We start from the raw sequence: 22,779 nt of genomic DNA on the forward strand, positions 1-22,779 counted from the left end.
CCTGGGTGGACCGCCGCGCCGCCGAACTTGTCTCGGACGGCGGGAGTTGGGCTGCCCTCTGACGGGTCCACATCCGGGCGGACCTGCGGGCGCGTTCGTTTTCGGGTGTCCTGCTTCACACAATCCCCAGAAATGGAACTATCCGTTTCGCTCAGGGGTCAGTAACGGGAGAAAGCGGTGAAGCGCGAGAGGGTCGGACACGCAGGGGATGGCGATGGGTCAGAAGACGGTGCTGGACGTCGAGCCGGAGCGGGAGAAGGAGAAGAAGAAGCTCGACCTGAGCGCGGCTCAGGTCGCGGGTTCCTCCCTGGCCACGGTCGCGGCGGCCCTGCTGGCCTCGCAGATGGGCGTCTACGGAACCATCCTCGGCGCCGGTGTGGTGAGCGTGGTCGCCACCGCCGGCGGCCCCGTCATCCAGCACTTCTTCCGGCGCACCGGCGACCAGCTGCGCGAGACCGCCCGCCCGAAGGCCCGTCAGGTACCGGTGGAGGCACCGGGCGGGGAGCGGGCGCCCGACGGAACGATGATGCTGCGCGCCGTCCCCGCCGAGGCGCTGCCCGACGAGGAGTTCGGCGAGGCCACCGTCCACGGCACCCGCGTACGGGGCTGGAAGCGGACGGCGGTGGCCTCCGGCCTGGCGTTCGCCATCGCGCTCGGCGGGATAGGGACCTACGAGGCGATCGCCGACACCTCCGTGAGCAAGGGGGGCGGGACCGTCTTCTCCGGAGGCACGCAGAAGGCGGGGAACGACAGTCCCGCCCCGCCCAAGGGCGAGCCCGGCGAAAAGGGCGGGAAGACCCCGGAGACCGGGAACTCCCCGAGTCCTTCGCGCTCGCACGGCGGCGGGAGCCCGAGCCCGGACCCCAGCCCCTCGCACTCCGCGGACCCGACGCCGAGCCCCAGCCCGCCGAAGCCCGACCCGACGCCGACTCCCACGCCCACCCCGACCCCCACGCCGAGCTCCGGCGGGGCGACCCCGGGCGGGGGCGCGGGCAGTGGCGCCGGCCGGGAGTCGCCGACACCCTGAGGCGGGCAGGCAGGCGGAGGGGTCCGGGCTCCGGGCTCAGGCCCCCAGGACGCGCCGCAGGTAGTCGTTGCCGAAGACCCGGTCCGGGTCCAGCCGGTCCCGGAGCGCGGTGAACTCCCCGAAGCGCGGGTAGACCTGCGCGAAGTACTCCGCGTCCCGCGTGTGCACCTTGCCCCAGTGCGGCCGCCCGCCGTACTCGGTGAAGATCCGCTCGGCGGCCGTGAAGTAGGCCTGGTACGGGGTCCCCTTGTACATGTGCACCGCGATGTACGCGCTCTCGCGGTCCGAGGCCGTCGACAGGGTGATGTCGTCCGCCGGAGCCGTCCGCACCTCCACCGGGAAGCTGATCCGCAGGTCGGAGCGGTCGACCATGGCCTTGAGCTCCCGTAGCGCCTCGACGACCCGCTCGCGGGGCAGGGCGTACTCCATCTCCACGAACCGGACCCGGCGCGGGCTGGTGAACACCTTGTACGGGATGTCCGTGTAGGTCCGCGCGGACAGGGCGCGGCTCGCGATCCGGGCGATGGAGGGGATCGCCGCGGGGACCGCGCGGCCCAGCGAGTTCACGGCCTGGAAGAGGCCGTTGGACAGCAGCTCGTCCTCGACCCAGGCGCCGACCGCTCCGGGCGGGGCGGCCGGGCCCTGGCTGCGGTTGTTCCGCTTGGTGTTGCAGTTGCCGGTGTGCGGGAACCAGTAGAACTCGAAGTGCTCGTTCTCCGCGTGGTGCTGGTCGAACTCGGCGGTCACCCGGTCGAAGCCCATCGGCTCCTCACGGGCGGTCAGGAAGAAGAGCGGCTCCACGGCGAAGGTGATCGCGGTGACGACGCCGAGCGCCCCGATGCCGAGCCGGGCCGCCGCGAAGACCTCGGGATTCTCCTTCTCCGAGCAGGTCAGCAGCCGGCCGTCGGCGGTGACCAGCTCCAGGCCGCGGATCTGGGCGGCGATGGAGGCCGAGTCGCGGCCGGTGCCGTGCGTGCCGGTGCTGGTGGCCCCGGAGACCGTCTGCTCCATGATGTCGCCCATGTTCGTGAGCGACAGGCCTTCCTTGGCGAGGGCCAGGTTGAGGTCCTTGAGGACCGTGCCCGCCGCCACGGTGACGGTGCCCGCGATCCGGTCGATGACCTGGATCCCGGCCAGCGCCTGCGGGCGTATCAGTACGCCGTCGGTCGCGGCGGCCGCGGTGAAGGAGTGGCCGGTGCCGACCGCCTTCACCTTCAGCCCCTCCTCGGCGGCCCGGCGGACCGCCTCCTGGAGCTCGCCCACCGAAGCGGGGGTTACCACGCGCGTGGGCGTGGCGGTGACGTTGCCCGCCCAGTTATGCCACGCGGCGGTCCTTGTCCCGCTCGTCCCTGCTGTCCCCGTCGTAGCCATCGTTGGAAGGCTCCTCCCCTTGCGCCGACCTCGTCAGCCGGCGATAACCCGCGAACGCCACCGCCGCCGCGGCGGCCCCCGCCGAGATCGAGACGACGTACCCGGTCTTCGCGCCGGCGGCGTCGATGACCCAGCCGGCCACGGAGGAGCCGAGCGCGACCCCGACCGCGAGGCCGGTGCTGATCCAGGTCATGCCCTCGGTCAGCTTCGCGCGTGGTACGTGCGCCTCGATCAGGGCCATCGTGGTGATCATCGTGGGAGCGATGGCGAGGCCCGAGACGAAGAGCGCCACGGCCAGAAACGGAAGGTTCCCGGCCAGTAGGAGGGGGATCATACTCACGGCCATCGCACAGATGCCCAGCACCCACCTGCGTTCCGCCTTGCCCTTGAGGTGGAGCAGGCCGAAGACGATGCCCGCGAGGCAGGAGCCGACGGCCCAGACGGCGAGGATGAAGCTGGCGGCGGCCTTGTGGCCCCGCTCCTCGGCGAAGGCCAGGGTGACGACGTCGATGGAGCCGAAGATGGCTCCCGTGGCCACGAAGGTGGCCATCAGCACCTGGAGCCCGGGAGAGCGTAGGGCGGAGGTCCGGTCGGTGTCGGCGCCGCGCGGGTGCGGGACGGGCTCGGTGGTGCGCTGAGCGGTCAGCCACCAGACGCCCACCAGCAGGAAGACCCCGGCGACCAGCGGGCCGGCCTCGGGGAACCAGGTGGTGGACAGTCCGATGGCGAGGATCGGGCCGAAGATGAAGCAGACCTCGTCGAGGACGGACTCCAGGGAGTACGCCGTGTGCAGTTCGCGCGGGGAGTCCCGGTAGATGGCCGTCCACCGGGCGCGGATCATCGAGCCCACGCTGGGCACGCACCCCGCGAGGGCGGAGAAGACGAAGAGGGTCCAGTCGGGGGCGTTGTTGGCCGCGCAGAGCAGCAGCCCGGCCACGGCCACGGCCGCGAGCAGGCTCGCCGGGCGCAGGACCCGGCGCTGGCCGTACTGGTCGACGAGGCGGGAGACCTGGGGTCCGATGGCGGCCGCCGAGAGGGCGAGGGTGGCGGTGAGCGCCCCGGCCAGCGAGTACCGGCCGGTGAGCTGGGAAATCATCGTGAGGATGCCGACGCCGACCATCGACAGCGGCATCCGGCCTATGAGGCCGGCCGCACTGAACGACCGGCTTCCGGGGGCCGCGAATATCGCGCGGTAGGGACTGGGCAAGGTGCCCTCCGTGAGGGACGTCATTGGCCCATACAGGTTACGACCGCACACAAGGCGCCCGCATGGGGAAAAAGGGACAGGAGGTACGGGAAGTAAGGGTGACCTTACCTGCGTGGGCGGGGGTCTGGACGCCGGGCCTGTTTCCCGGCCGGCGGGGACGGGTGGCAGGATTCGAGACATGTCTGACCAGCTCCGCGCCTCCGCCTCCGCTCCCGCCTCCGCCGCCGGCGCAGGCAAGGCCGAAGGCCCCGCCGCCCCCTACGACGCCCTCCTGCTGCTCTCCTTCGGCGGCCCCGAGGGACCCGACGACGTCGTGCCGTTCCTGGAGAACGTCACGCGCGGGCGCGGCATCCCGCGCGAGCGGCTCAAGGAGGTCGGGCAGCACTACTTCGGCTTCGGCGGGATCAGCCCCATCAACGGGCAGAACCGCGAGCTGCTGGACGCGCTGCGCAAGGACTTCGCCGAGCACGGACTGGACCTGCCGGTCTACTGGGGCAACCGCAACTGGGCCCCCTACCTCGACGACGTGATGCGCGAGATGGCCGCCGACGGCCGCCGCCGCATCGCGGTCCTCGCGACCAGCGCGTACGCCTCGTACTCGGGCTGCCGGCAGTACCGCGAGAACCTCGCGGACGCGCTCGCCCTGCTGGTCGAAGAGGGCGTGGCCGAGGCCGATCTGCCCAGGGTCGACAAGCTGCGGCACTACTTCAACCACCCCGGCTTCGTGCAGCCCATGATCGACGGGGTGCTCGCGGCGCTGGAGTCGCTGCCCGCCGAGGTCCGCTCCGGCGCCCGGCTGGCCTTCACCACCCACTCCATCCCGAACGCGGCCGCGGACACCTCCGGCCCGGTCGGGGAGCACACGGCCGACGGCGAGGGCGGGGCCTACGTCAAGCAGCACCTGGACGTCGCGAAGGTCATCGCCGACGCGGTCCGGGCCGAGACCGGCACCGAACTGCCCTGGGAGCTCGTCTACCAGTCGCGCAGCGGCGCCCCGCACATCCCGTGGCTGGAGCCGGACATCTGCGACCACCTGGAGGCCCTGCACGAGGCGGGCACCCCGGCGGTGGTCATGGTGCCGATCGGCTTCGTCTCGGACCACATGGAGGTCCTGTACGACCTCGACACGGAGGCCACGGCCAAGGCCGCCGAGCTCGGGCTGCCCATCGCCCGCTCGGCGACCGTCGGCGCCGACCCCCGATTCGCGGCGGCGGTACGGGACCTCGTGCTGGAGCGTGCCGCGGCGGAACGCGGCGAGAGCGTGGAGCGTTGCGTGCTCGGGCTGCTCGGAGCGAGCCAGGACCTGTGCGCCGTGGGCTGCTGCCCGGCCCGGGCACCGCGGCCGGCGGCCGCGGGGGTGGACAGCCCGTACGCGTAGCGGCGCACGGGCGGGCAGGACCGCACCACGGGAACCGACAAGCACCACACGCACGCACAGGGAGTGGATCCGGCTGTGATTTCCGAAGAGCTGAAGACCGAGCTGCTGGCCGTGGGCCTGGAGGCCGCCCGGCGGGCGGGCGAACTGCTGCGGGACGGACGGCCGGCCGATCTGGGGGTCGCGGCGACCAAGTCCAGCCCCATCGACGTGGTGACCGAGATGGACATCGCCGCGGAGAAGCTGATCACCGGGATCCTCGCCGAGCGGCGGCCCGAGGACGGGCTGCTGGGCGAGGAGGGCTCCGACACGGCGGGGACCAGCGGGGTGCGGTGGATCATCGACCCGCTGGACGGCACCGTGAACTACCTCTACGGGCTGCCGACCTGGGGCGTGTCCATCGCGGCCGAGTACCTCGGGCAGACCGTGGCCGGGGTCGTGGCCGCGCCAATGCGCGGGGAGACGTACCACGCGGTGCTGGGGCGCGGGGCCTGGCTCGGCGAGCTCCGGCTGGCCTGCCGCGCGGCCGCCCCGCTGGACCAGGCGCTGATCGGCACCGGGTTCGCGTACGTCCAGACCCGCAAGGCGCACCAGGCCGACGTCGCGCAGCGGATCATTCCCGTGGTCCGCGACATCCGGCGTGGCGGGTCGGCGGCGGTGGACCTGTGCGACGTGGCCGCCGGGCGGCTGGACGGGTACTGGGAGCGCGGGCTCAACCCCTGGGACCTGGCGGCGGGCGAGCTGATCGCACGGGAGGCCGGCGCGCTGACCGGGGGACGGCCCGGAGAGCCGGCCTCGGGCGAGCTCGCGCTGGCGGCCACGCCGGCGGTGTTCGCCTCGCTGCAGCCGCTGCTGGACGAGGCCGGGGCCTGGCACGACTGAGCGGGGCGGCAGGCGCGACCAGCGGGGCGGCAGGCGCGACCAGCGGGGCGGCAGGCGCGATCGGCCGGACGGCAAGAGGGAACCCCGGCAGCCGGGTGGCGGCTGCCGGGGTTCGGGACGTGCTGTTGCCGACCGGCCGGGTGCCCCGGCCGGCGCTGTCAGCAGGCGGGGACGGAGACCGGAACGCCGTGCTCGGCGGCGAGGCGCTGAAGGTCTTCCAGCTCCGCCTGTTCCACTTCCGCGAGGAAGTCGTCGCCCGCCTCGCGGGCCTGCCTGAGGTCGGTCTGCGTGCTCCTGATGCGCTGCAGGAGACCTGCGGTGAATGCGTCCATGGTGGGTGCGCCCCCTCTTCATGGGTCGGCGGCGGCACGTGGCAGTCCGCCATCAGGGAGTTTTCGGGGTGTGAAATCGTCCTCCCCACCGCCCTGGCCCCAGAAACCTCGTAAGGCGAGGGAATCCTCGGTTCCGTCCCTTGTACGGGGATCCCGGGCGGGTGCCGGGCGGGTCGAGGGCGGGTCCCGGGCGTGCTCCCGGCGTGCTCCGGGTGAGCCCCACGGGCGTCTTACAGCCGGTTTACGGCCGAAACGGGCAGGATGGACGACGCACCACACGCCTGCCCTGAAGGGCACTGAGGAAGGAAACGACGTGCGCGTACTCGTCGTCGAGGACGAGCAGCTGCTCGCCGATGCGGTTGCCACCGGACTTCGCCGGGAGGCCATGGCCGTGGACGTCGTGTACGACGGCGCCGCCGCCCTGGAGCGCGTCGGAGTGAACGACTACGACGTGGTCGTGCTCGACCGGGACCTCCCGCTCGTGCACGGTGACGACGTCTGCCGGAAGATCGTCGAGCTCGGCATGCCCACCCGGGTGCTCATGCTGACGGCGTCCGGCGACGTGAGCGACCGGGTCGAGGGCCTGGAGCTCGGGGCGGACGACTACCTGCCCAAGCCCTTCGCGTTCACGGAGCTGACCGCGCGGGTACGAGCCCTCGGGCGCCGCACCACCGTCGCCCTGCCTCCCGTACTGGAGCGCGCCGGGATCAAGCTGGACCCGAACCGGCGCGAGGTCTTCCGCGAGGGCAAGGAGGTGCAGCTGGCGCCGAAGGAGTTCGCGGTGCTGGAGGTCCTCATGCGCAGCGAGGGCACCGTCGTGTCCGCCGAGCAGCTCCTGGAGAAGGCGTGGGACGAGAACACCGACCCGTTCACCAACGTGGTGCGCGTGACGGTGATGACCCTGCGGCGCAAGCTCGGGGAGCCCCCGGTCATCGTGACCGTCCCCGGTTCCGGCTACCGGATCTGACGCGGGTGGCAGCGACCCCGGCGCCACCGGCGGCGCCACCGAAACCGAACTGGGACCCCGGCCAGCCCGAGGGTCCTTTCCCTTGGCTGCGGCCGACGATCCGGATACGTCTGACGCTGCTGTACGGCGGGATGTTCCTGATCGCCGGCATCCTGCTGCTGTCGATCATCTACCTCCTGGCGGCCCAGGCGCTGCGCGAGGGCAATGCGCTCCCGTTCAAGATCGTGGGCGGCTCCGACATCCAGGTCACCAGCAACTGCCCGGGTGTGGGCGCTTCGGGCCAGACGCACGACCAGTTCAACGCCGCGATCGCCCAGTGCGTCCTGGAGCAGCGCAAGCACGCCCTGGACGATCTGCTGAGCCGGTCGCTGATGGCCCTCATGGGCCTGAGCATCATCGCCTTCGCCTTCGGCTACGCGATGGCCGGACGGGTGCTCTCGCCGCTGGGCAAGATCACCCGGACCGCCCGCCGGGTGGTCGGCTCCGACCTGACCCGGCGGATCGAGCTGGACGGGCCGGACGACGAGCTCAAGGAGCTCGCCGACACCTTCGACGAGATGCTCGACCGCCTCGAGCGGGCCTTCACGGCCCAGCAGAGGTTCGTGGCCAACGCCTCGCACGAGCTGCGGACCCCGCTGGCCATCAACCGGACGCTGCTGGAGGTGCACCTCTCCGACCCAGGGGCCCCGGTGGAGCTCCAGCAGCTCGGCAAGACCCTGCTCGCCACCAACGAGCGCAGCGAGCAGCTGGTCGAGGGTCTGCTGCTGCTGGCCCGCAGCGACAACCAGATCATCGAGCGCAAGCCCGTGGACCTGGCGGAGGTGGCCTCGCGCGCCATCGACCAGGCGCGCGGGGAGGCACACGCCAAGGGCGTGGAGATCCGCGGCGAGCGCGCGCTGGCCGTCGTCCAGGGCAACGGCGTGCTGCTGGAGCGGATCGCGCTCAACCTGGTGCAGAACGCCGTCCGGTACAACATCCCGGAGGGCGGCTGGGTGGAGGTCACCACCGAGGCCGTGCACGGTCAGGCGGTGCTGTTGGTATCGAACACGGGTCCCGTGGTTCCCGCGTACGAGGTGGACAACCTCTTCGAGCCCTTCAGACGGCTGCGTACCGAGCGCACGGGCAGCGACAAGGGTGTCGGGCTCGGCCTCTCCATCGCGCGCTCCGTGGCGCGCGCACACGGCGGCAGGATCCAGGCGATCCCGCGCGAGGGCGGTGGCCTCGTGATGCGCGTCACTCTACCCTTGTGACCCCGGCCACCCCGTGTTCGCTGTTGGCTGAATGCTTGGGATGTGAAGACAGTGACTTCTGTGCGATCGATCACAGTGTCGAGTGTCGGACCATAAGCATTCAGTGACCTTGGGGGGGCCTAAAAGCCCGGGAAGTCCGGGTTTCCGGCCCCCCTAACGGCGGGAAATACATGGGGTGGCGTTTGTGCAAGACGGCCCCCGGACCGTGTACGGTCCCGGTCGTCATCCCAGCCAATCGCTCCTTCTGATGTGCGGCTGGGTGTCGATTGAGTAACAGACCTTGATGTGAGGCAAAATCTCCGCCTCGGGTCGGGCACAAGTCCGGCCTCTCGCGCGTTACGTGCGCTGAGACACCCGCTAAATCCCAGAGGGGGAGAGCGAACTATGGCAACGGACTACGACACCCCGCGCAAGACCGACGACGACGTAGACAACGACAGCATCGAAGAGCTGAAGGCTCGACGGAACGAGAAGTCGTCCTCGAACGTCGACCTGGACGAAATCGACAATGCGGAAGGCCTCGACCTGCCCGGCGCGGACCTCTCCAACGAGGAACTCGCCGTCCGGGTCCTGCCCAAGCAGGCCGACGAGTTCACCTGCACGAGCTGCTTCCTGGTGCACCACCGCAGCCAGCTGGCACGCGAGAAGAACGGTCAGCCGATCTGTCGCGAATGCGACTGAGAGGCTTCGGCCGTGACTGGCTCGACACCATTTCGGAAGCGGCGCTTCCGAAAGTCTGGTGATCCGGCGGAGACGCAGGAGGGAACCAAGGGCCTGGAAACGGGCCCTGGAGCCCCCGGCGTACCCGCCGTGCTCCCCGACACCGCCGAGGCGGTGCCGTCGGCCTCCGAGGCCGACGAGGGGTCCCGGTCCCGCACCGGGGTCCGTCGGCTGCAAGCCGTCAAGAACGGTGTGCGCAAGGGCGGCGAAAGTGCCAGGGCCGCCGCCCTTTACCTCACCGACCGAGTCATCGAGAACGCACCGCGCGTTCCGGTTCGGGACCTCGCGACCCTGCGCGCGCAGTTCCCGGGCCTCGGGCCCGAACAGCTCGCCGACAAGCTGATCGCGGGCGCCGCCAACGCGACGTCCACCGTCGGCGCCGGGATCGGTGCGGCAGCCATGCTGCCGGTGCCGCCCGCCATGCCGGCCGAGCTGGCCGCCGAGGTCACCGGGGTCGCCGCGATCGAGCTCAAGCTCATCGCCGAACTCCACGAGGTCTACGGCCTGCGGCCGCCCGGCAACCTCAAAGAGCGCAGCTTCGCCTACCTCGTGTCGTGGACCGAGGAGCGCGGCATCGACCTGACCAAGCCGACCACGCTGAACGCGGCGCTGGGCGGTCAGATGAAGCGCGAACTGCGCCAGCAGATCACCAAGCGGATGTTCCGCAACCTGCCGAACCTGATGCCGTTCATGGTCGGCGCGGCTGTCGGAGCGGTCATGAACCGCCGGGACACCCGCAAACTCGCCGAGAAGGTCCGTGCGGACCTGCGGGCCCGTGCCGTGCCGTGGGACGCCTTGCCGCAGCTCCCGCGCCTTGAGCGGCCCACCGAGGCCCTTCCCGAGGCAGCCAGGGCCGCCATCGAGGGCCACCCCTTCGACCCGCGCGGCTGAGCGCCGCCTCCGGGGCCCCACCGGAGCCGCGCGCAGCGGTCGGGCTCAGGCCTTCGCCGTGTCCTGCGCCGCCTTGTCCCCGGCGGTCTTCTCCTGCGCCGCGCGGATGGCCGCCACCAGGGCCCGGGGCTCGCGGGTGGAGACGTAGACGTACGGGGTCGGGTCCGCGGGATCGGTGACCTCGACGCGGACCGCCGTGCGCACGTAGCTGCGCATCAGCATGAAGGCACGCATGTCGGCCTTGTAGGTCCGCCAGGCGCGGGCCTCCTCCGGCTCCAGGACCTCCGGGTCGCCCAGGGCCGTCACCGGGATCCGGGCCTCCCCGACCGCCAGCGCTCCGCCCACCACGCGCACCCGCTGGGATCCGTACGAGCTCACCAGCAGCCCCGTCAGCGCGGTGCCCCCGACCAGTCCGGCCAGCAGCGGCATGGTGCCCAGCGGCAGCAGCATCAGACCGCACGCGATACCGGTGAGTACGGCGATGGCCCACCAGGAGCGGGGGGCGGTCAGGCGTTCGTCGTGGTGCGCGGGGGAGAGCTGCATGGGGCCAAGCCTCCCACGAGGCGACCGGTGGACAGCCGCGCGGGTAAGGTCTGCGGCTGTGAGTGGACGAAACACAGCGTTGACGCCCCCGGCCGATGCCGCCGAGCCGGTGCGGCACCCCGATGCCCCGCCCCCCGGCGAGCTCCTCGGTGCCCACTACGAGCACTGCTTCGGCTGCGGCGACGGACAGCCCCACGGGCTCCACCTGGCGGCCCGCGCCGGCGAGGGCGTGCGCGTCAGCGCCGAGTTCACCGTCAAGCCCGCCCACCAGGGCGCGCCCGGTCTCGCCCACGGCGGCGTCCTCGCCACCGCGCTCGACGAGACCCTGGGCTCCCTGAACTGGCTGCTGCGCGTCATCGCCGTCACCGGCCGGCTGGAGACGGACTTCGTCCTGCCCGTGCCGGTCGGCACCGTGCTGTACCTGGAGGCCGAGGTCACCGCCGTCGCCGGCCGGAAGATCTACTCCCGCGCCGTCGGCCGAATAGGCGGTCCGCAGGGACCCGTCGCGCTGCGCGCCGAAGCCCTCTTCATCGAGGTGAAGGTCGACCACTTCACCGACAACGGACGGCCCGAGGAGATCCGGGCGGCGATGGCCGACCCGGACCAGGTCAGGCGCGCACGCGCCTTCGAGGTGAACCCCTGATGTCTGAGAACAACACTCCCCGTGAAAGCGTCGACGTGCTGATCCGGCGCGTGGACCCGGAGGTCCCGATCCCCGCCTACGGGCACCCCGGCGACGCCGGCTGCGATCTGGTCACCACCGAGGCCGCCGAACTGGAGCCGGGCGAGCGGGCCGTACTGCCGACCGGGGTCTCCATCGCGCTGCCCGACGGCTACGCGGCGTTCGTGCACCCGCGCTCGGGCCTGGCCGCCCGCTGCGGGCTCGCGCTCGTGAATGCCCCGGGGACGGTGGATGCCGGGTACCGTGGGGAGATCAAGGTGATCGTGGTCAATCTCGACCCGCGCGAGAGCGTCAGGTTCGAGCGTTTCGACCGCATTGCCCAGCTGGTTGTCCAGCGGGTCGAGAAGGTGCGCTTCCACGAGGTGGCGGATCTTCCGGACTCGGCGCGGGCCGAGGGGGGTTTCGGCTCCACCGGAGGTCATGCGGCCGTGGCCGGATCCGGCGCTGGTCAGCAGGGTGGGAATGGCTACGCTTCGGTCGTATCCGACCGGGAAGGACAGTGACGTGTTCGGACGTCGCAAGAAGAACGACTCCGTCAAGGACGGCGGCGCGGCCGAGCAGGTCGTCGACGGCGTCGGCGCCGATGAGCAGGACGGTGCGCAGGAGACCGACGCGGCAGCGCCGCGCCGGCTGAACCTGCCGCCGGCTCCGCGCCCCGACGGACCGTGGGACGTATCGGAAGTGCCCGGCAACCCCGAGGACGGCCGCGTCGACCTCGGCGGCATCCTCGTACCGGGTGTCGAGGGCATGGAGCTGCGCGTCGAGGTCGCCGGTGACGCGATCGTCGCCGCGACCGTGGTGCTCGGCGACAGTGCCGTACAGCTGCAGGCCTTCGCCGCGCCGCGCAAGGAAGGCATCTGGGGCGAGGTCCGCGAGGAGATCGCCGAGGGCATCACCAAGCAGGGCGGCATCATCGACGAGGTCGAGGGTCCGCTGGGCTGGGAGCTGCGCGCGCAGGTGCCCGTACCGCTGCCGGACGGGCAGACCGGCGCCCAGCTGGTCCGCTTCGTCGGCGTGGACGGCCCGCGCTGGTTCCTGCGCGGTGTCATCTCCGGCCAGGGCGCGGTGCGTCCCGAGTCGGCGGGTGTGCTGGAGCGGATCTTCCTGGACACCGTCGTGGTCCGCGGCGAGGGCCCGATGGCCCCGCGCGACCCGATCGTCCTGAAGCTGCCGAACGACGCGCAGATGGTGCCGGACGGCGTGCAGACCGAGGAGCAGGAAGGCTCCCGCTTCGGCGGTGGCATGGGCCAGCTGGAGCGCGGCCCGGAGATCACCGAGGTTCGCTGATCTCCTCGGCCCGCCGTGTGCGGGCGACTGTTTCCGGCCGTGGGCCGTACTCCTTCGGGGGTACGGCCCACGGCCGTGTCCGGGGTCGCCTCCGGGGTCGTGTCCGGGTCCGGGGCGCGCTGCCGGGCTCCGGCGTGTCCCGCCCTGTCCCGCCGACAACGGTGTCAGGGATCCGTCAGGGATCTGCCGGTACGCCCCCATCGGCGCGTGATCGGGGCGAACGTCCCGGAGAATGAGCGCATGGGACGCGGCAAGCTAAGGATCTATCTCGGCTCGGCACCCGGTGTGGGCAAGACGTACGCCATGCTCTCCGAGGGCCACCGCCGGGTGGAGCGCGGCTCCGACTGCGTCGTCGGCTTCGTTGAGCACCACGGGCGGCCGCGCACGGAAGTGATGCTGCACGGCCTGGAACAGGTGGAGCGCAAGGAGCTGTCCTACCGGGGCGCCGCCTTCACCGAGATGGACGTGGACGCGGTCCTCGCGCGCAAACCGGCCCTGGCCCTGGTGGACGAGCTGGCGCACACCAATGTGCCCGGTTCGCGCAATGCCAAGCGGTGGCAGGACGTGGAGGAGCTGCTGCGGGCCGGGATCGACGTGGTCACGACGGTGAACATCCAGCACCTGGAGTCCCTGGGCGACGTGGTCGAGTCGATCACGGGGGTGCGCCAGCGCGAGACCGTCCCGGACGAGGTGGTGCGCCGGGCCGACCAGATCGAGCTGGTCGACATGTCCCCGCAGGCCCTGCGCCGCCGCATGGCCCACGGCAACATCTACAAGTCCGACAAGGTCGACGCGGCCCTGTCCAACTACTTCCGGCCCGGCAACCTGACCGCCCTGCGCGAGCTCGCGCTGCTCTGGGTCGCGGACCGGGCCGACGAGTACCTCCAGCAGTACCGGGGCGAGCACAACATCCGCTCCACCTGGCAGGCGCGCGAGCGGATCGTGGTCGGCCTGACCGGCGGCCCCGAGGGCCGGACCCTGATCCGGCGCGCCTCCCGGGTGGCGGCGAAGGGATCCGGCAGCGAGATCCTGGCCGTCTACATCGCACGCAGCGACGGGCTGACCGCCGCCTCGCCCAAGGAGCTCGCGATCCAGCGGACGCTGGTCGAGGACCTCGGCGGAACGTTTCACCATGTGATCGGCGACAACGTCCCCGACGCCCTCCTCGAATTCGCCCGCGGGGTCAACGCCACCCAGATCGTGCTCGGCTCCAGCCGGCGCCACCCCTGGCAGTACATCTTCGGCGCCGGTGTCGGCGCCACCGTGGCCCGCGACTCCGGGCCCGACCTCGACGTGCACATCGTCACCCACGAGGAGGTCGCCAAGGGCCGCGGCCTGCCCGTGGTCCGCTCGGCGGCCCGGCTCGGACGGCCCAGGATCGTGGCCGGCTGGGTGGCGGGGGTGGTGCTGCCGCTGCTGCTCGCGGCGCTGCTCACGCACATCGACAGCGACCCCGGTCTCGCCAACGAGATGCTGCTCTTCCTGGCCCTGACCGTGGCCTCCGCGCTGCTGGGCGGGCTCTACCCGGCGCTGGCCTCCGCGGCTCTCGGCTCCCTGCTGCTGAACTACTACTTCGCCCCGCCCATCCACCGGTTCACCGTCTCGGACCCCAAGAACATCGTCGCCATCGCGGTCTTCTTCGGCGTGGCCGGCTCCGTGGCCTCCGTCGTGGACGCGGCGGCCCGCCGGACCCACCAGGCCGCCCGGCTGCGCGCCGAGTCCGAGATCCTCTCCTTCCTGGCGGGCAGCGTGCTGCGCGGCGAGACCACCCTGGACGCACTGCTGGAGCGGGTGCGCGAGACCTTCGCCATGGAGTCGGTGGCCCTGCTGGAGCGCGAGAGCGACGTCGAACCCTGGCAGCCGGCCAGCAGCGTCGGCCCGAGCCCGGTCACCCGGCCCGAGGACGCCGATGTCGACATGCCGATCGGCGACCACATGGCGCTGGCCCTGTCCGGCCGGGTGCTGCCCGCCGAGGACCGCCGGGTGCTCGGCGCCTTCGCCGCCCAGGCCGCCGTCGTACTCGATCGCCAGCGCCTGGTCGGGGAGGCCGAGGAGGCCCGCCGGATGGCGGAGGGCAACCGGATCCGGACCGCGCTGCTCGCCGCCGTCAGCCATGACCTGCGTACCCCGCTGGCCTCCATCAAGGCCTCCGTCAGCTCCCTGCGCTCCGACGACGTGGAATGGTCCGAGGAGGACCGGGCGGAGCTCCTCCAGGGCATCGAGGAGGGCGCCGACCGCCTCGACCACCTGGTGGGGAACCTCCTGGACATGTCGAGGCTCCAGACCGGCACCGTCACCCCGCTGATCCGCGAGATCGACCTCGACGAGGTGGTCCCGATGGCGCTGGGCGGCGTACCCGAGGACAGCGTCCTGCTGGACATCCCGGAGACCCTGCCGATGGTGGCGGTGGACCCCGGGCTGCTGGAGCGGACCGTGGCCAACGTGGTCGAGAACGCGGTCAAGTACAGCCCGGCCGGGGAGCAGGTGCTGGTGGCGGCCAGCTTCCTGGGCGACCGGGTCGAGGTACGGGTCGTCGACCGCGGGCCGGGCGTGCCCGACGAGGCCAAGGACCGGATCTTCGCCCCCTTCCAGCGGCACGGGGACGCCCCGCGCGGAGCCGGGGTCGGGCTCGGCCTGGCGGTCGCACGCGGCTTCGCCGAGGCCATGGGCGGCACCCTGGCCGCCGAGGACACCCCCGGCGGCGGGCTGACCATGGTCCTCACCCTGAAGGCAGCGGCCGGGAGACGGCCGCAGATCCACGTCAGCGTGGACGGCGAGGGGCGCAGCGCGCCGCAGGAGCCCGGGGGACCGGAGGCGGACCGCGCGCCCGGCCCCGTAGATTTCGATCTTGATCCGATACGACAGAAGGCAGGACCTCAATGACCCGGGTGCTCGTGGTGGACGACGAACCCCAGATCGTCCGAGCCCTCGTGATCAACTTGAAGGCGCGCAAGTACGAGGTCGACGCGGCCGCCGACGGGGCCGGAGCCCTGGAACTGGCGGCCGCCCGCCACCCCGACGTGGTCGTCCTGGACCTGGGCCTGCCCGACATGGACGGGGTCGATGTGATCAAGGGGCTGCGCGGCTGGACCCGCGTCCCGATCCTGGTCCTCTCCGCCCGGCACAGCTCCGACGAGAAGGTCGAGGCCCTGGACGCCGGCGCCGACGACTACGTCACCAAGCCCTTCGGCATGGACGAGCTGCTGGCCAGGCTGCGCGCCGCGGTCCGCAGGGCCGAACCCTCCGCCGGGTCCGGCGAGGACGAGGTCATCGTCGAGACCGAGAACTTCACGGTGGACCTCGCGGCGAAGAAGGCGGTGCGCGAGGGGCGCGACGTGCGCCTGACGCCCACCGAGTGGCACCTGCTGGAGGTCCTGGTCCGCAACGGCGGCAAGCTGGTCAGCCAGAAGCAGCTGCTCCAGGAGGTCTGGGGGCCCTCGTACGGGACCGAGACCAACTACCTGCGGGTCTACATGGCGCAGCTGCGGCGCAAGCTGGAGGCGGACCCCTCGCACCCGATCCACTTCATCACCGAACCGGGCATGGGATACCGCTTCGAGAGGTAGTGGCCGCGCCGGTACGCTTCCTGTATGAGTGCTGAACCGCGTCCCGAGAAGCCCGCCAAGCCGGCGAAACCCGCCAGGCCGGCGGGCCGGTTCCGCCGGATGATAGAGCGGCTGTCCACCTCGCAGGAGGAGCTGCATTCGGCGGAGCTGCAGGAGGACGCAGAAGCCGCGGGGTGCACGCGGATCTGCGACTGCCACGACCGCCAGATAGTCAAGGTGACCGGGACCCTGCGGACCGTCACCCTGCGGCCGCGCGCGGGCGTCCCCGCGCTGGAGGCCGAGCTCTTCGACGGCTCGGCCGCGCTGGACGTCGTATGGCTCGGGCGTCGCTCGATCGTGGGAATCGAACCCGGCCGTCGCATGATCGCCTCCGGGCGGATCTCGATGAGCCACGGCCGTCGGGTGCTCTTCAACCCGAAGTACGAACTCCGACCTCTCGGACAGGAGCACTGACGGTGACGTCACTCGACAAACCGGCCACCCCCCAGGTGGATCCGTCCGCGGATCCGTCCGCCGACCAGAAGGCCGTGACCCAGGCGGCGCTCTTCGATGCCTTCGGCGGGATCCGGGGCACCGTGGAGACCATGCTCCCCGGGCTGCTCTTCGTCATGATCTACACGATCAACAAGGACGTGAAGAGCTCCGCCATCGCGGCGGGCGCGGTCGCGGTCCTGCTGGTGATCGTGCGGCTGCTGCGCAAGGACACGGTGAAGCACGCCTTCAGCGGGGTCTTCGGCGTGGGCGTGGGCGTGGCCTTCGCCCTGTTCACGGGCAGCGCGAAGGGCTTCTACCTGCCCGGCATGATCTACGGCGCCGGACTGGGCGTGGCCTTCACGCTCTCCGCGCTGGTGGGCTTCCCGCTGCTGGGGGTGATCCTGGGGCCGGTCTTCAAGGAGAACCTCTCCTGGCGCACCCGCAACCCCGGTCGCAAGAAGGCGTACACCAAGGCCAGCCTGGCCTGGGGGCTCATCTTCCTCGCCAAGTACGCGATCCTCTTCCCGCTGTACTGGTGGGGCGACGCGACGCAGCTGGGCTGGGTGCTGATCGCGCTGAAGCTGCCGCCGATGGTGCTGGCCGTGTACTTCACCTGGGTCTTCCTGGCGAAGGCGCCGCCGCCGATCGACGTGATCGCGGAGTGGGAGGCGGAGGAAGCGGCGGAGAAGGCCGCGAAGGCCGCGAAGGGTCAGGCCTGACCCGTACGCCGCTGCGTGCGCGTGCGGGGGCTGCGACCGGTGGGGCGGGCTGCGCCCGGGCTCCTGGGGCTCCGCCCCAGACCCCGCGCCTCAAACGCCGGCGGGGCTGGATTTTGGCCGGCGCCGGATTGGACCAGCGGGGGAAACGTGCGAAGGGGCGGCTGACCGTGATGGTCAGCCGCCCCTTCGGCCGTTCAGCGGGACCGCAGGTCAGTCGGCCGCCTGCAGGAGGTCCTCCAGCTGCTCCTCGCGGGCCTGGGCGGCCACGAAGAGGAGCTCGTCGCCCGGCTCGAGGGTTTCCTCGCCGTGCGGGGTCAGGACGCGGTTGCCGCGGATGATCGTGACCAGCGAGGTGTCCTCGGGCCAGGTGATCTCGCTGATCTGCTTGCCGGCGACCTGGGAGTCGGCGGGCAGGGTCAGCTCGACCAGGTTGGCGTCGCCGTGGCTGAAGCGCAGCAGCCGGACCAGGTCGCCGACGCTGACGGCTTCCTCGACCAGCGCCGACATCAGGCGCGGGGTGGAGACGGCGACGTCCACGCCCCAGGACTCGTTGAAGAGCCACTCGTTCTTCGGGTTGTTCACGCGGGCCACGACCCGGGGAACCCCGTACTCGGTCTTGGCCAGCAGCGAGACGACCAGGTTGACCTTGTCGTCACCCGTGGCGGCGATGACCACGTTGCAGCGCTGCAGCGCGGCCTCGTCCAGCGAGGTGATCTCGCAGGCGTCGGCCAGCAGCCACTCGGCCTGCGGCACCCGCTCCACCGAGATGGCGGTCGGCGCCTTGTCGACGAGGAGCACCTCGTGGCCGTTCTCCAGCAGCTCACCCGCGATGGAGCGGCCCACCGCGCCCGCTCCGGCGATCGCGACCCTCATGCGTGCGTCTCCTCAGGTCCCTCGGCGAAGGAAGCCTCCACCTTGTCGATCTCGTCCGTGCGCATCATCACGTGGACGAGGTCGCCCTCCTGCAGGACCGTCGCCGAAGTCGGCAGCATGGCCTCGCCCAGTCGGGTGAGGAAGGCCACGCGGACGCCGGTCTCCTCCTGCAGCTGGCTGACCTTGTGGCCGATCCAGGCGGTGGAGGTGTGCACCTCGGCGAGCTGGACACCGCCGCTCGGGTCGCGCCACAGCGGCTCCGCGCCGGACGGCAGCAGCCGCCGGAGCATCTGGTCGGCGGTCCACCGCACGGTGGCGACGGTGGGGATGCCGAGCCGCTGGTAGACCTCGGCGCGCTTGGGGTCGTAGATGCGGGCGGCGACGTTCTCGACGCCGAACATCTCCCGGGCCACGCGCGCGGCGATGATGTTGGAATTGTCACCGCTGCTGACCGCGGCGAAGGCGCCCGCCTCCTCGATGCCGGCCTCGCGCAGGGTGTCCTGGTCGAAGCCGACCCCGGTGACGCGGCGGCCGCCGAAGGAAGCCCCCAGCCGGCGGAATGCGGTGGGGTCCTGGTCGATGACCGCGACCGTATGCCCCTGCTGTTCCAGGGTCTGCGCGAGGGCGGAGCCCACTCTTCCGCAGCCCATAATGACGATGTGCACGGCCGTCCTTCCGGCTGTCAGCGGCTCGCTGGTTTCCAGCCTCTTTGCTGCTCTGGCTTAACAGGGTCTCAGACCATGGCCCAAGCTACACACGGGCGGTCACCAGTGTGGCCGTTTGCGCTGGACGCTGCGTCTCTTTGCCCTGGATGTGGGGGGACTTCGTGGCGGATAGGGGTGGGGGGTTCGTCAGTCTGATTTCGAACGCTTACGATCCTCTGCGTGTCCAAACTGACCGACGTGCCCAAACGGATCCTGATCGGCAGGGCGCTACGCAGCGACCGCCTCGGAGAAACGCTCCTCCCCAAGCGGATCGCCCTTCCCGTCTTCGCCTCAGACCCGCTCTCCTCAGTGGCGTACGCCCCTGGCGAGGTCCTGCTGGTCCTGTCGGTCGCGGGCGTGTCGGCGTACCACTTCAGCCCCTGGATCGCCGTCGCGGTGGTCGTGCTGATGTTCACGGTGGTGGCCTCCTACCGGCAGAACGTCCACGCCTACCCGAGCGGCGGCGGTGACTACGAGGTCGCCAACACCAACCTCGGCCCCAAGGCCGGTCTCACCGTCGCGAGCGCCCTGCTCGTCGACTACGTGCTGACCGTCGCCGTATCGATCGCCTCCGGCGTCGAAAACCTCGGATCCGCCATCCCCTTCGTCGTCGAGCACAAAGTGCTGTGCGCGATCGGGATGATCTTGATGCTCACGCTGTTGAATCTGCGCGGCATGAAGGAATCCGGGCGGCTCTTCGCCATTCCGACCTATGTCTTCGTCGTCGGCGTATTCCTCATGATCGCGTGGGGAGCCTGGCGGGGCCTGGTCCTCGACCAGACCATGAAGGCCCCCACGGCCGATTTCGAGATCAAGGCCGAACATCAGGGACTGGCCGGGTTCGCCCTGGTCTTCCTGCTGCTTCGGGCCTTCTCCTCCGGCTGCGCCGCCCTGACCGGCGTCGAGGCGATCAGCAACGGCGTACCCGCCTTCCGCAAGCCCAAGAGCAAGAACGCCGCGACCACCCTGGCCCTCATGGGCGGCCTGGCCGTGACGATGTTCTGCGGCATCATCGCGCTGGCCATGGCCACCAACGTGCGGATGGCCGAGAAGCCCGCCACCGACCTGCTCCACAACGGCGCCGAGGTCGGCTCGGGCTACGTCCAGAACCCGGTGATCTCCCAGGTCGCCGAGGCCGTCTTCGGCAACGGCAGCTTCATGTTCATCGTGCTCGCCGCCGCCACCGCGCTCGTACTGTTCCTGGCCGCGAACACGGCGTACAACGGCTTCCCGCTCCTCGGCTCGATCCTCGCCCAGGACCGGTACCTGCCCCGGCAGCTGCACACCCGCGGCGACCGGCTCGCCTTCTCCAACGGCATCGTGCTGCTGGCGGGCGCCGCGATCCTGCTGGTCTGGATCTACGGCGCCGACTCGACCAAGCTGATCCAGCTCTACATCGTCGGCGTCTTCGTCTCCTTCACCCTGAGCCAGACCGGCATGGTCCGGCACTGGAACCGCCACCTGCGCAGCGAGACGGACCCGGCGGCCCGCCGCAAGATGTTCCGCTCCCGCGCGATCAACGCCTTCGGCGCGTTCTTCACCGGCCTGGTGCTGGTCGTGGTCCTGGCGACCAAGTTCACCCACGGCGCCTGGGTCGCCCTGCTCGGCATGGTGATCTTCTACGCGACGATGACCGCGATCCGGAAGCACTACGACCGGGTCTCCGCCGAGATCGCCGCCGCCGAGGGGCCCTCCGACGACAGCATCCGCCCGTCGCGGGTCCACTCCATCGTCCTGGTCTCCAAGGTCCACAAGCCCACCCTGCGCGCCCTGGCCTTCGCCAAGCTGACCCGCTCCGACGCCCTCGAAGCGCTCAGCATCAGCGTCGACCCGGCCGAGACCAAGGCCCTGCGCGAGGAGTGGGAGCGGCGCGGGATCAACGTCCCGCTGAAGATCCTCGACTCCCCGTACCGGGAGATCACCCGCCCGGTCGTGGAGTACGTGAAGGGCCTGCGCAGCGAGAACCCGCGCGACGCCGTCAGCGTGTACATCCCCGAGTACGTCGTCGGGCGCTGGTACGAGCACCTCCTGCACAACCAGAGCGCACTGCGGCTCAAGGGCCGGCTCCTCTTCACCCCCGGCGTCATGGTCACCTCGGTGCCCTACCAGCTGGAGTCCTCGGAGCTCGCGAAGAAGCGGGCCAAGAAGCGGGCCGAGTGGAACGCGCCGGGTGCGGTGCGCCGCGGCCCGGTCGACAGCCCGCGCCCGAAGGACCCGGCGGCGAAGTAGCGCCTGCGCCCCGGGCCCCGTAACGAGTGGTGAACGGCCGGACGAGATCCACGTAAACTGGTGGGTCGGTCGTCCGGCCGTTCCCTTTCGTCTGATCCACATCCATCCTTATCCATCCTTGGAGCCTCCCCACCATGACGACCGAGCAGAACGAGAAGCAGTCATTGGTCGGGGAGGAGTACGAGGTCGAGGTCGGCCCCGTCGCGCACGGAGGCCACTGCATCGCCCGCACCGCCGAGGGCCGCGTCCTGTTCGTCCGGCACACCCTGCCCGGCGAGAAGGTCATCGCGCGCGTGACGGAGGGCGACGCCGACTCCCGCTTCCTGCGCGCCGACGCCATCACCGTCCTGGACCCCTCCAAGGACCGCGTCGAGGCCCCGTGCAAGTACGCCGGCCCCGGCAAGTGCGGCGGCTGCGACTGGCAGCACGCCAAGCCCGGCGCCCAGCGCCGGCTCAAGGGCGAAGTCATCGCCGAGCAGCTGCTGCGCCTCGCCGGGCTCACCCCCGAGCAGGCCGGCTGGGACGGCACCGTCATGCCGGCCGAGGGCGACAAGGTGCCCGCCGGCCAGGTCCCGCAGTGGCGCACCCGCGTGCAGTTCGCCATCGACGAGGACGGCAACGCGGGCCTGCGCAAGCACCGCTCCCACGACATCGAACTGATCGACCACTGCATGATCGCGGCCCCGGGCGTCAGCGAGCTCGGCATCGAGCAGCAGGACTGGCCCCAGATGGAGACCGTCGAGGCCATCGCCGCCACCGGCTCGGGCGACCGCCAGGTCGTCCTCACCCCGCGCCCCGGCGGCCGCCTGCCCCTGGTCGAACTGGACAAGCCGGTCTCCGTCCTCCGCGTCGAGGAGAAGGACGGCGGGGTCCACCGCGTCCACGGCCGCCCCTTCGTCCGCGAGCGCGCCGACGGCCGTACCTACCGCGTCGGCATGGGCGGCTTCTGGCAGGTCCACCCCCAGGCCGCCGACACCCTGATCAAGGCCGTCATGCAGGGCCTGATGCCGCGCAAGGGCGAGATGGCCCTCGACCTCTACTGCGGCGTCGGCATCTTCGCCGGCGCCCTCGCGGAACGCCTCGGCGACACCGGCGCGGTCCTGGGCATCGAGTCCACGAAGCGCGCGGTCGAGGACGCCCGGCACAACCTGACCGACTTCCCCCGCGTCCGCATCGAGCAGGGCAAGGTCGAGGCGATCCTCCCCAAGACCGGCATCACGGAATGCGACCTGGTCGTCCTGGACCCGCCCCGCGCGGGCGCCGGCAAGCAGACGGTCCGCCAGGTCGCCGCCCTCACCCCCCGCCGCATCGCCTACGTCGCCTGCGACCCGGCAGCCCTGGCCCGCGACCTCGGCTACTTCAAGGAGGCGGGCTACAAGCCCCGCACCCTGCGCGCCTTCGACCTCTTCCCGATGACCCATCATGTCGAGTGTGTCGCGATCCTTGAGCCCGTCGGAAAGGGCCTCTGACCTGCAGGTTAGGGCAGTGTGTGTTATGTGCACTGTGGGCGTTGTGGGCGATATCTTGACGCAGATTTGACGCTCGTGACGCACGTTTGACGCACGCCGTCGGCGATCTCTGATGAGCCGTCAGGCGCGGAAGGGGGCCTCCCGCAGCAGATTGTGATCTTGCTGCGGGAGGCCCCCTTTCCGATAGTCGGCGACCGAGTCGGTCGGCGTC

22 protein-coding genes are annotated in these 22,779 nt (G+C 71.1%); 16 read left to right on the forward strand and 6 right to left on the reverse strand.

Annotated elements, in window-relative coordinates; translation table 11 throughout:
- The first annotated feature begins 214 nt into the window (after positions 1-214).
- Positions 215-1,027 (forward strand): hypothetical protein, encoded by an 813-nt coding sequence (locus OHU74_RS27290; protein ID WP_371618294.1) that lies wholly within the window; start codon positions 215-217, stop codon positions 1,025-1,027.
- A 36-nt stretch (positions 1,028-1,063) separates the two neighbouring features.
- Here OHU74_RS27290 and OHU74_RS27295 read toward each other — a convergent pair whose 3' ends face one another.
- Both OHU74_RS27295 and OHU74_RS27300 read right to left on the reverse strand, forming a co-directional pair.
- Positions 1,064-2,398 (reverse strand): D-arabinono-1,4-lactone oxidase, encoded by a 1,335-nt coding sequence (locus tag OHU74_RS27295; protein WP_371618295.1) that lies wholly within the window; start codon positions 2,396-2,398, stop codon positions 1,064-1,066.
- On the reverse strand, positions 2,343-3,605 hold the full coding sequence (locus tag OHU74_RS27300) for an MFS transporter (protein ID WP_371619830.1): 1,263 nt from the start codon (positions 3,603-3,605) through the stop codon (positions 2,343-2,345). Before OHU74_RS27300 ends, OHU74_RS27295 begins: the two co-directional genes overlap by 56 nt.
- Before the next feature lie 178 nt (positions 3,606-3,783).
- Between OHU74_RS27300 and OHU74_RS27305 the strand changes: the two genes are divergently transcribed.
- Positions 3,784-4,983, forward strand: a complete 1,200-nt coding sequence (locus OHU74_RS27305) for a ferrochelatase (protein ID WP_371618296.1) — start codon at positions 3,784-3,786, stop codon at positions 4,981-4,983.
- A gap of 75 nt (positions 4,984-5,058) precedes the next feature.
- Complete coding sequence (locus OHU74_RS27310) at positions 5,059-5,862, forward strand: inositol monophosphatase family protein (RefSeq protein WP_371618297.1); 804 nt, start codon at positions 5,059-5,061, stop codon at positions 5,860-5,862.
- A gap of 158 nt (positions 5,863-6,020) precedes the next feature.
- Here the strand turns inward: OHU74_RS27310 and OHU74_RS27315 are convergent, their stop codons facing one another.
- Entirely contained in the window at positions 6,021-6,194 is a 174-nt protein-coding gene (locus tag OHU74_RS27315) for a hypothetical protein (protein ID WP_330299024.1), read from the reverse strand.
- A gap of 313 nt (positions 6,195-6,507) precedes the next feature.
- Here OHU74_RS27315 and OHU74_RS27320 point away from each other — a divergent pair, with 313 nt between their 5' ends.
- From OHU74_RS27320 to OHU74_RS27335, 4 genes are all read left to right on the forward strand, one after another.
- A complete protein-coding gene (locus OHU74_RS27320) occupies positions 6,508-7,161 on the forward strand; it encodes a response regulator transcription factor (protein ID WP_030008767.1) in 654 nt (217 codons plus the stop codon).
- Between the two features lie 5 nt (positions 7,162-7,166).
- Positions 7,167-8,411, forward strand: coding sequence for a sensor histidine kinase (locus OHU74_RS27325; protein WP_371618298.1), 1,245 nt, complete (start codon positions 7,167-7,169; stop codon positions 8,409-8,411).
- A gap of 384 nt (positions 8,412-8,795) precedes the next feature.
- Entirely contained in the window at positions 8,796-9,092 is a 297-nt protein-coding gene (locus OHU74_RS27330; protein WP_112451146.1) for a DUF4193 domain-containing protein, read from the forward strand.
- Between the two features lie 12 nt (positions 9,093-9,104).
- Positions 9,105-10,022 (forward strand): hypothetical protein, encoded by a 918-nt coding sequence (locus tag OHU74_RS27335; protein WP_371618299.1) that lies wholly within the window; start codon positions 9,105-9,107, stop codon positions 10,020-10,022.
- Between the two features lie 45 nt (positions 10,023-10,067).
- On the opposite strand, the gene OHU74_RS27340 is transcribed toward OHU74_RS27335, so the two are convergent.
- Positions 10,068-10,565, reverse strand: coding sequence for a DUF3093 domain-containing protein (locus OHU74_RS27340; RefSeq protein WP_371618300.1), 498 nt, complete (start codon positions 10,563-10,565; stop codon positions 10,068-10,070).
- Positions 10,566-10,623: 58 nt separating this feature from the next.
- Here OHU74_RS27340 and OHU74_RS27345 point away from each other — a divergent pair, with 58 nt between their 5' ends.
- From OHU74_RS27345 to OHU74_RS27375, 7 genes are all read left to right on the forward strand, one after another.
- The gene (locus OHU74_RS27345; RefSeq protein WP_371618301.1) at positions 10,624-11,208 is read left to right on the forward strand and encodes a PaaI family thioesterase; all 585 of its coding nucleotides are present in this window, start codon (positions 10,624-10,626) and stop codon (positions 11,206-11,208) included.
- The gene (gene dut, locus OHU74_RS27350) at positions 11,208-11,750 is read left to right on the forward strand and encodes a dUTP diphosphatase (protein WP_371618302.1); all 543 of its coding nucleotides are present in this window, start codon (positions 11,208-11,210) and stop codon (positions 11,748-11,750) included. The genes OHU74_RS27345 and dut overlap by 1 nt, the downstream gene beginning before the upstream one ends.
- Position 11,751: 1 nt before the next feature.
- On the forward strand, positions 11,752-12,534 hold the full coding sequence (locus tag OHU74_RS27355; RefSeq protein ID WP_371618303.1) for a DUF3710 domain-containing protein: 783 nt from the start codon (positions 11,752-11,754) through the stop codon (positions 12,532-12,534).
- A gap of 240 nt (positions 12,535-12,774) precedes the next feature.
- A complete protein-coding gene (locus tag OHU74_RS27360) occupies positions 12,775-15,417 on the forward strand; it encodes an ATP-binding protein (protein WP_371618304.1) in 2,643 nt (880 codons plus the stop codon).
- On the forward strand, positions 15,414-16,100 hold the full coding sequence (locus OHU74_RS27365) for a response regulator (protein WP_371618305.1): 687 nt from the start codon (positions 15,414-15,416) through the stop codon (positions 16,098-16,100). Before OHU74_RS27360 ends, OHU74_RS27365 begins: the two co-directional genes overlap by 4 nt.
- A 24-nt stretch (positions 16,101-16,124) precedes the next feature.
- A complete protein-coding gene (locus OHU74_RS27370) occupies positions 16,125-16,553 on the forward strand; it encodes an OB-fold nucleic acid binding domain-containing protein (protein WP_112451269.1) in 429 nt (142 codons plus the stop codon).
- 2 nt (positions 16,554-16,555) lie between these two features.
- Positions 16,556-17,293, forward strand: a complete 738-nt coding sequence (locus tag OHU74_RS27375; protein WP_371618306.1) for a DUF3159 domain-containing protein — start codon at positions 16,556-16,558, stop codon at positions 17,291-17,293.
- Positions 17,294-17,503: 210 nt separating this feature from the next.
- Here the strand turns inward: OHU74_RS27375 and OHU74_RS27380 are convergent, their stop codons facing one another.
- Positions 17,504-18,166, reverse strand: a complete 663-nt coding sequence (locus tag OHU74_RS27380; RefSeq protein ID WP_214953432.1) for a TrkA family potassium uptake protein — start codon at positions 18,164-18,166, stop codon at positions 17,504-17,506.
- Positions 18,163-18,831 carry a TrkA family potassium uptake protein gene (locus OHU74_RS27385; protein WP_330299034.1) on the reverse strand — a complete coding sequence of 223 codons (669 nt, stop codon included), beginning with the start codon at positions 18,829-18,831 and terminating at the stop codon, positions 18,163-18,165. Before OHU74_RS27385 ends, OHU74_RS27380 begins: the two co-directional genes overlap by 4 nt.
- A 219-nt stretch (positions 18,832-19,050) precedes the next feature.
- On the opposite strand from OHU74_RS27385, the gene OHU74_RS27390 reads away from it, so the two are divergent.
- Together OHU74_RS27390 and OHU74_RS27395 are read left to right on the forward strand one after the other, a co-directional pair.
- Positions 19,051-21,099 carry an APC family permease gene (locus OHU74_RS27390; RefSeq protein WP_371618307.1) on the forward strand — a complete coding sequence of 683 codons (2,049 nt, stop codon included), beginning with the start codon at positions 19,051-19,053 and terminating at the stop codon, positions 21,097-21,099.
- 134 nt (positions 21,100-21,233) lie between these two features.
- On the forward strand, positions 21,234-22,568 hold the full coding sequence (locus tag OHU74_RS27395; RefSeq protein WP_371618308.1) for a class I SAM-dependent RNA methyltransferase: 1,335 nt from the start codon (positions 21,234-21,236) through the stop codon (positions 22,566-22,568).
- Positions 22,569-22,779: the final 211 nt, after the last annotated feature.

Origin of the sequence: Streptomyces sp. NBC_00454, from assembly GCF_041434015.1 — a bacterium.
Classification (GTDB): Bacteria; Actinomycetota; Actinomycetes; order Streptomycetales; family Streptomycetaceae; genus Streptomyces.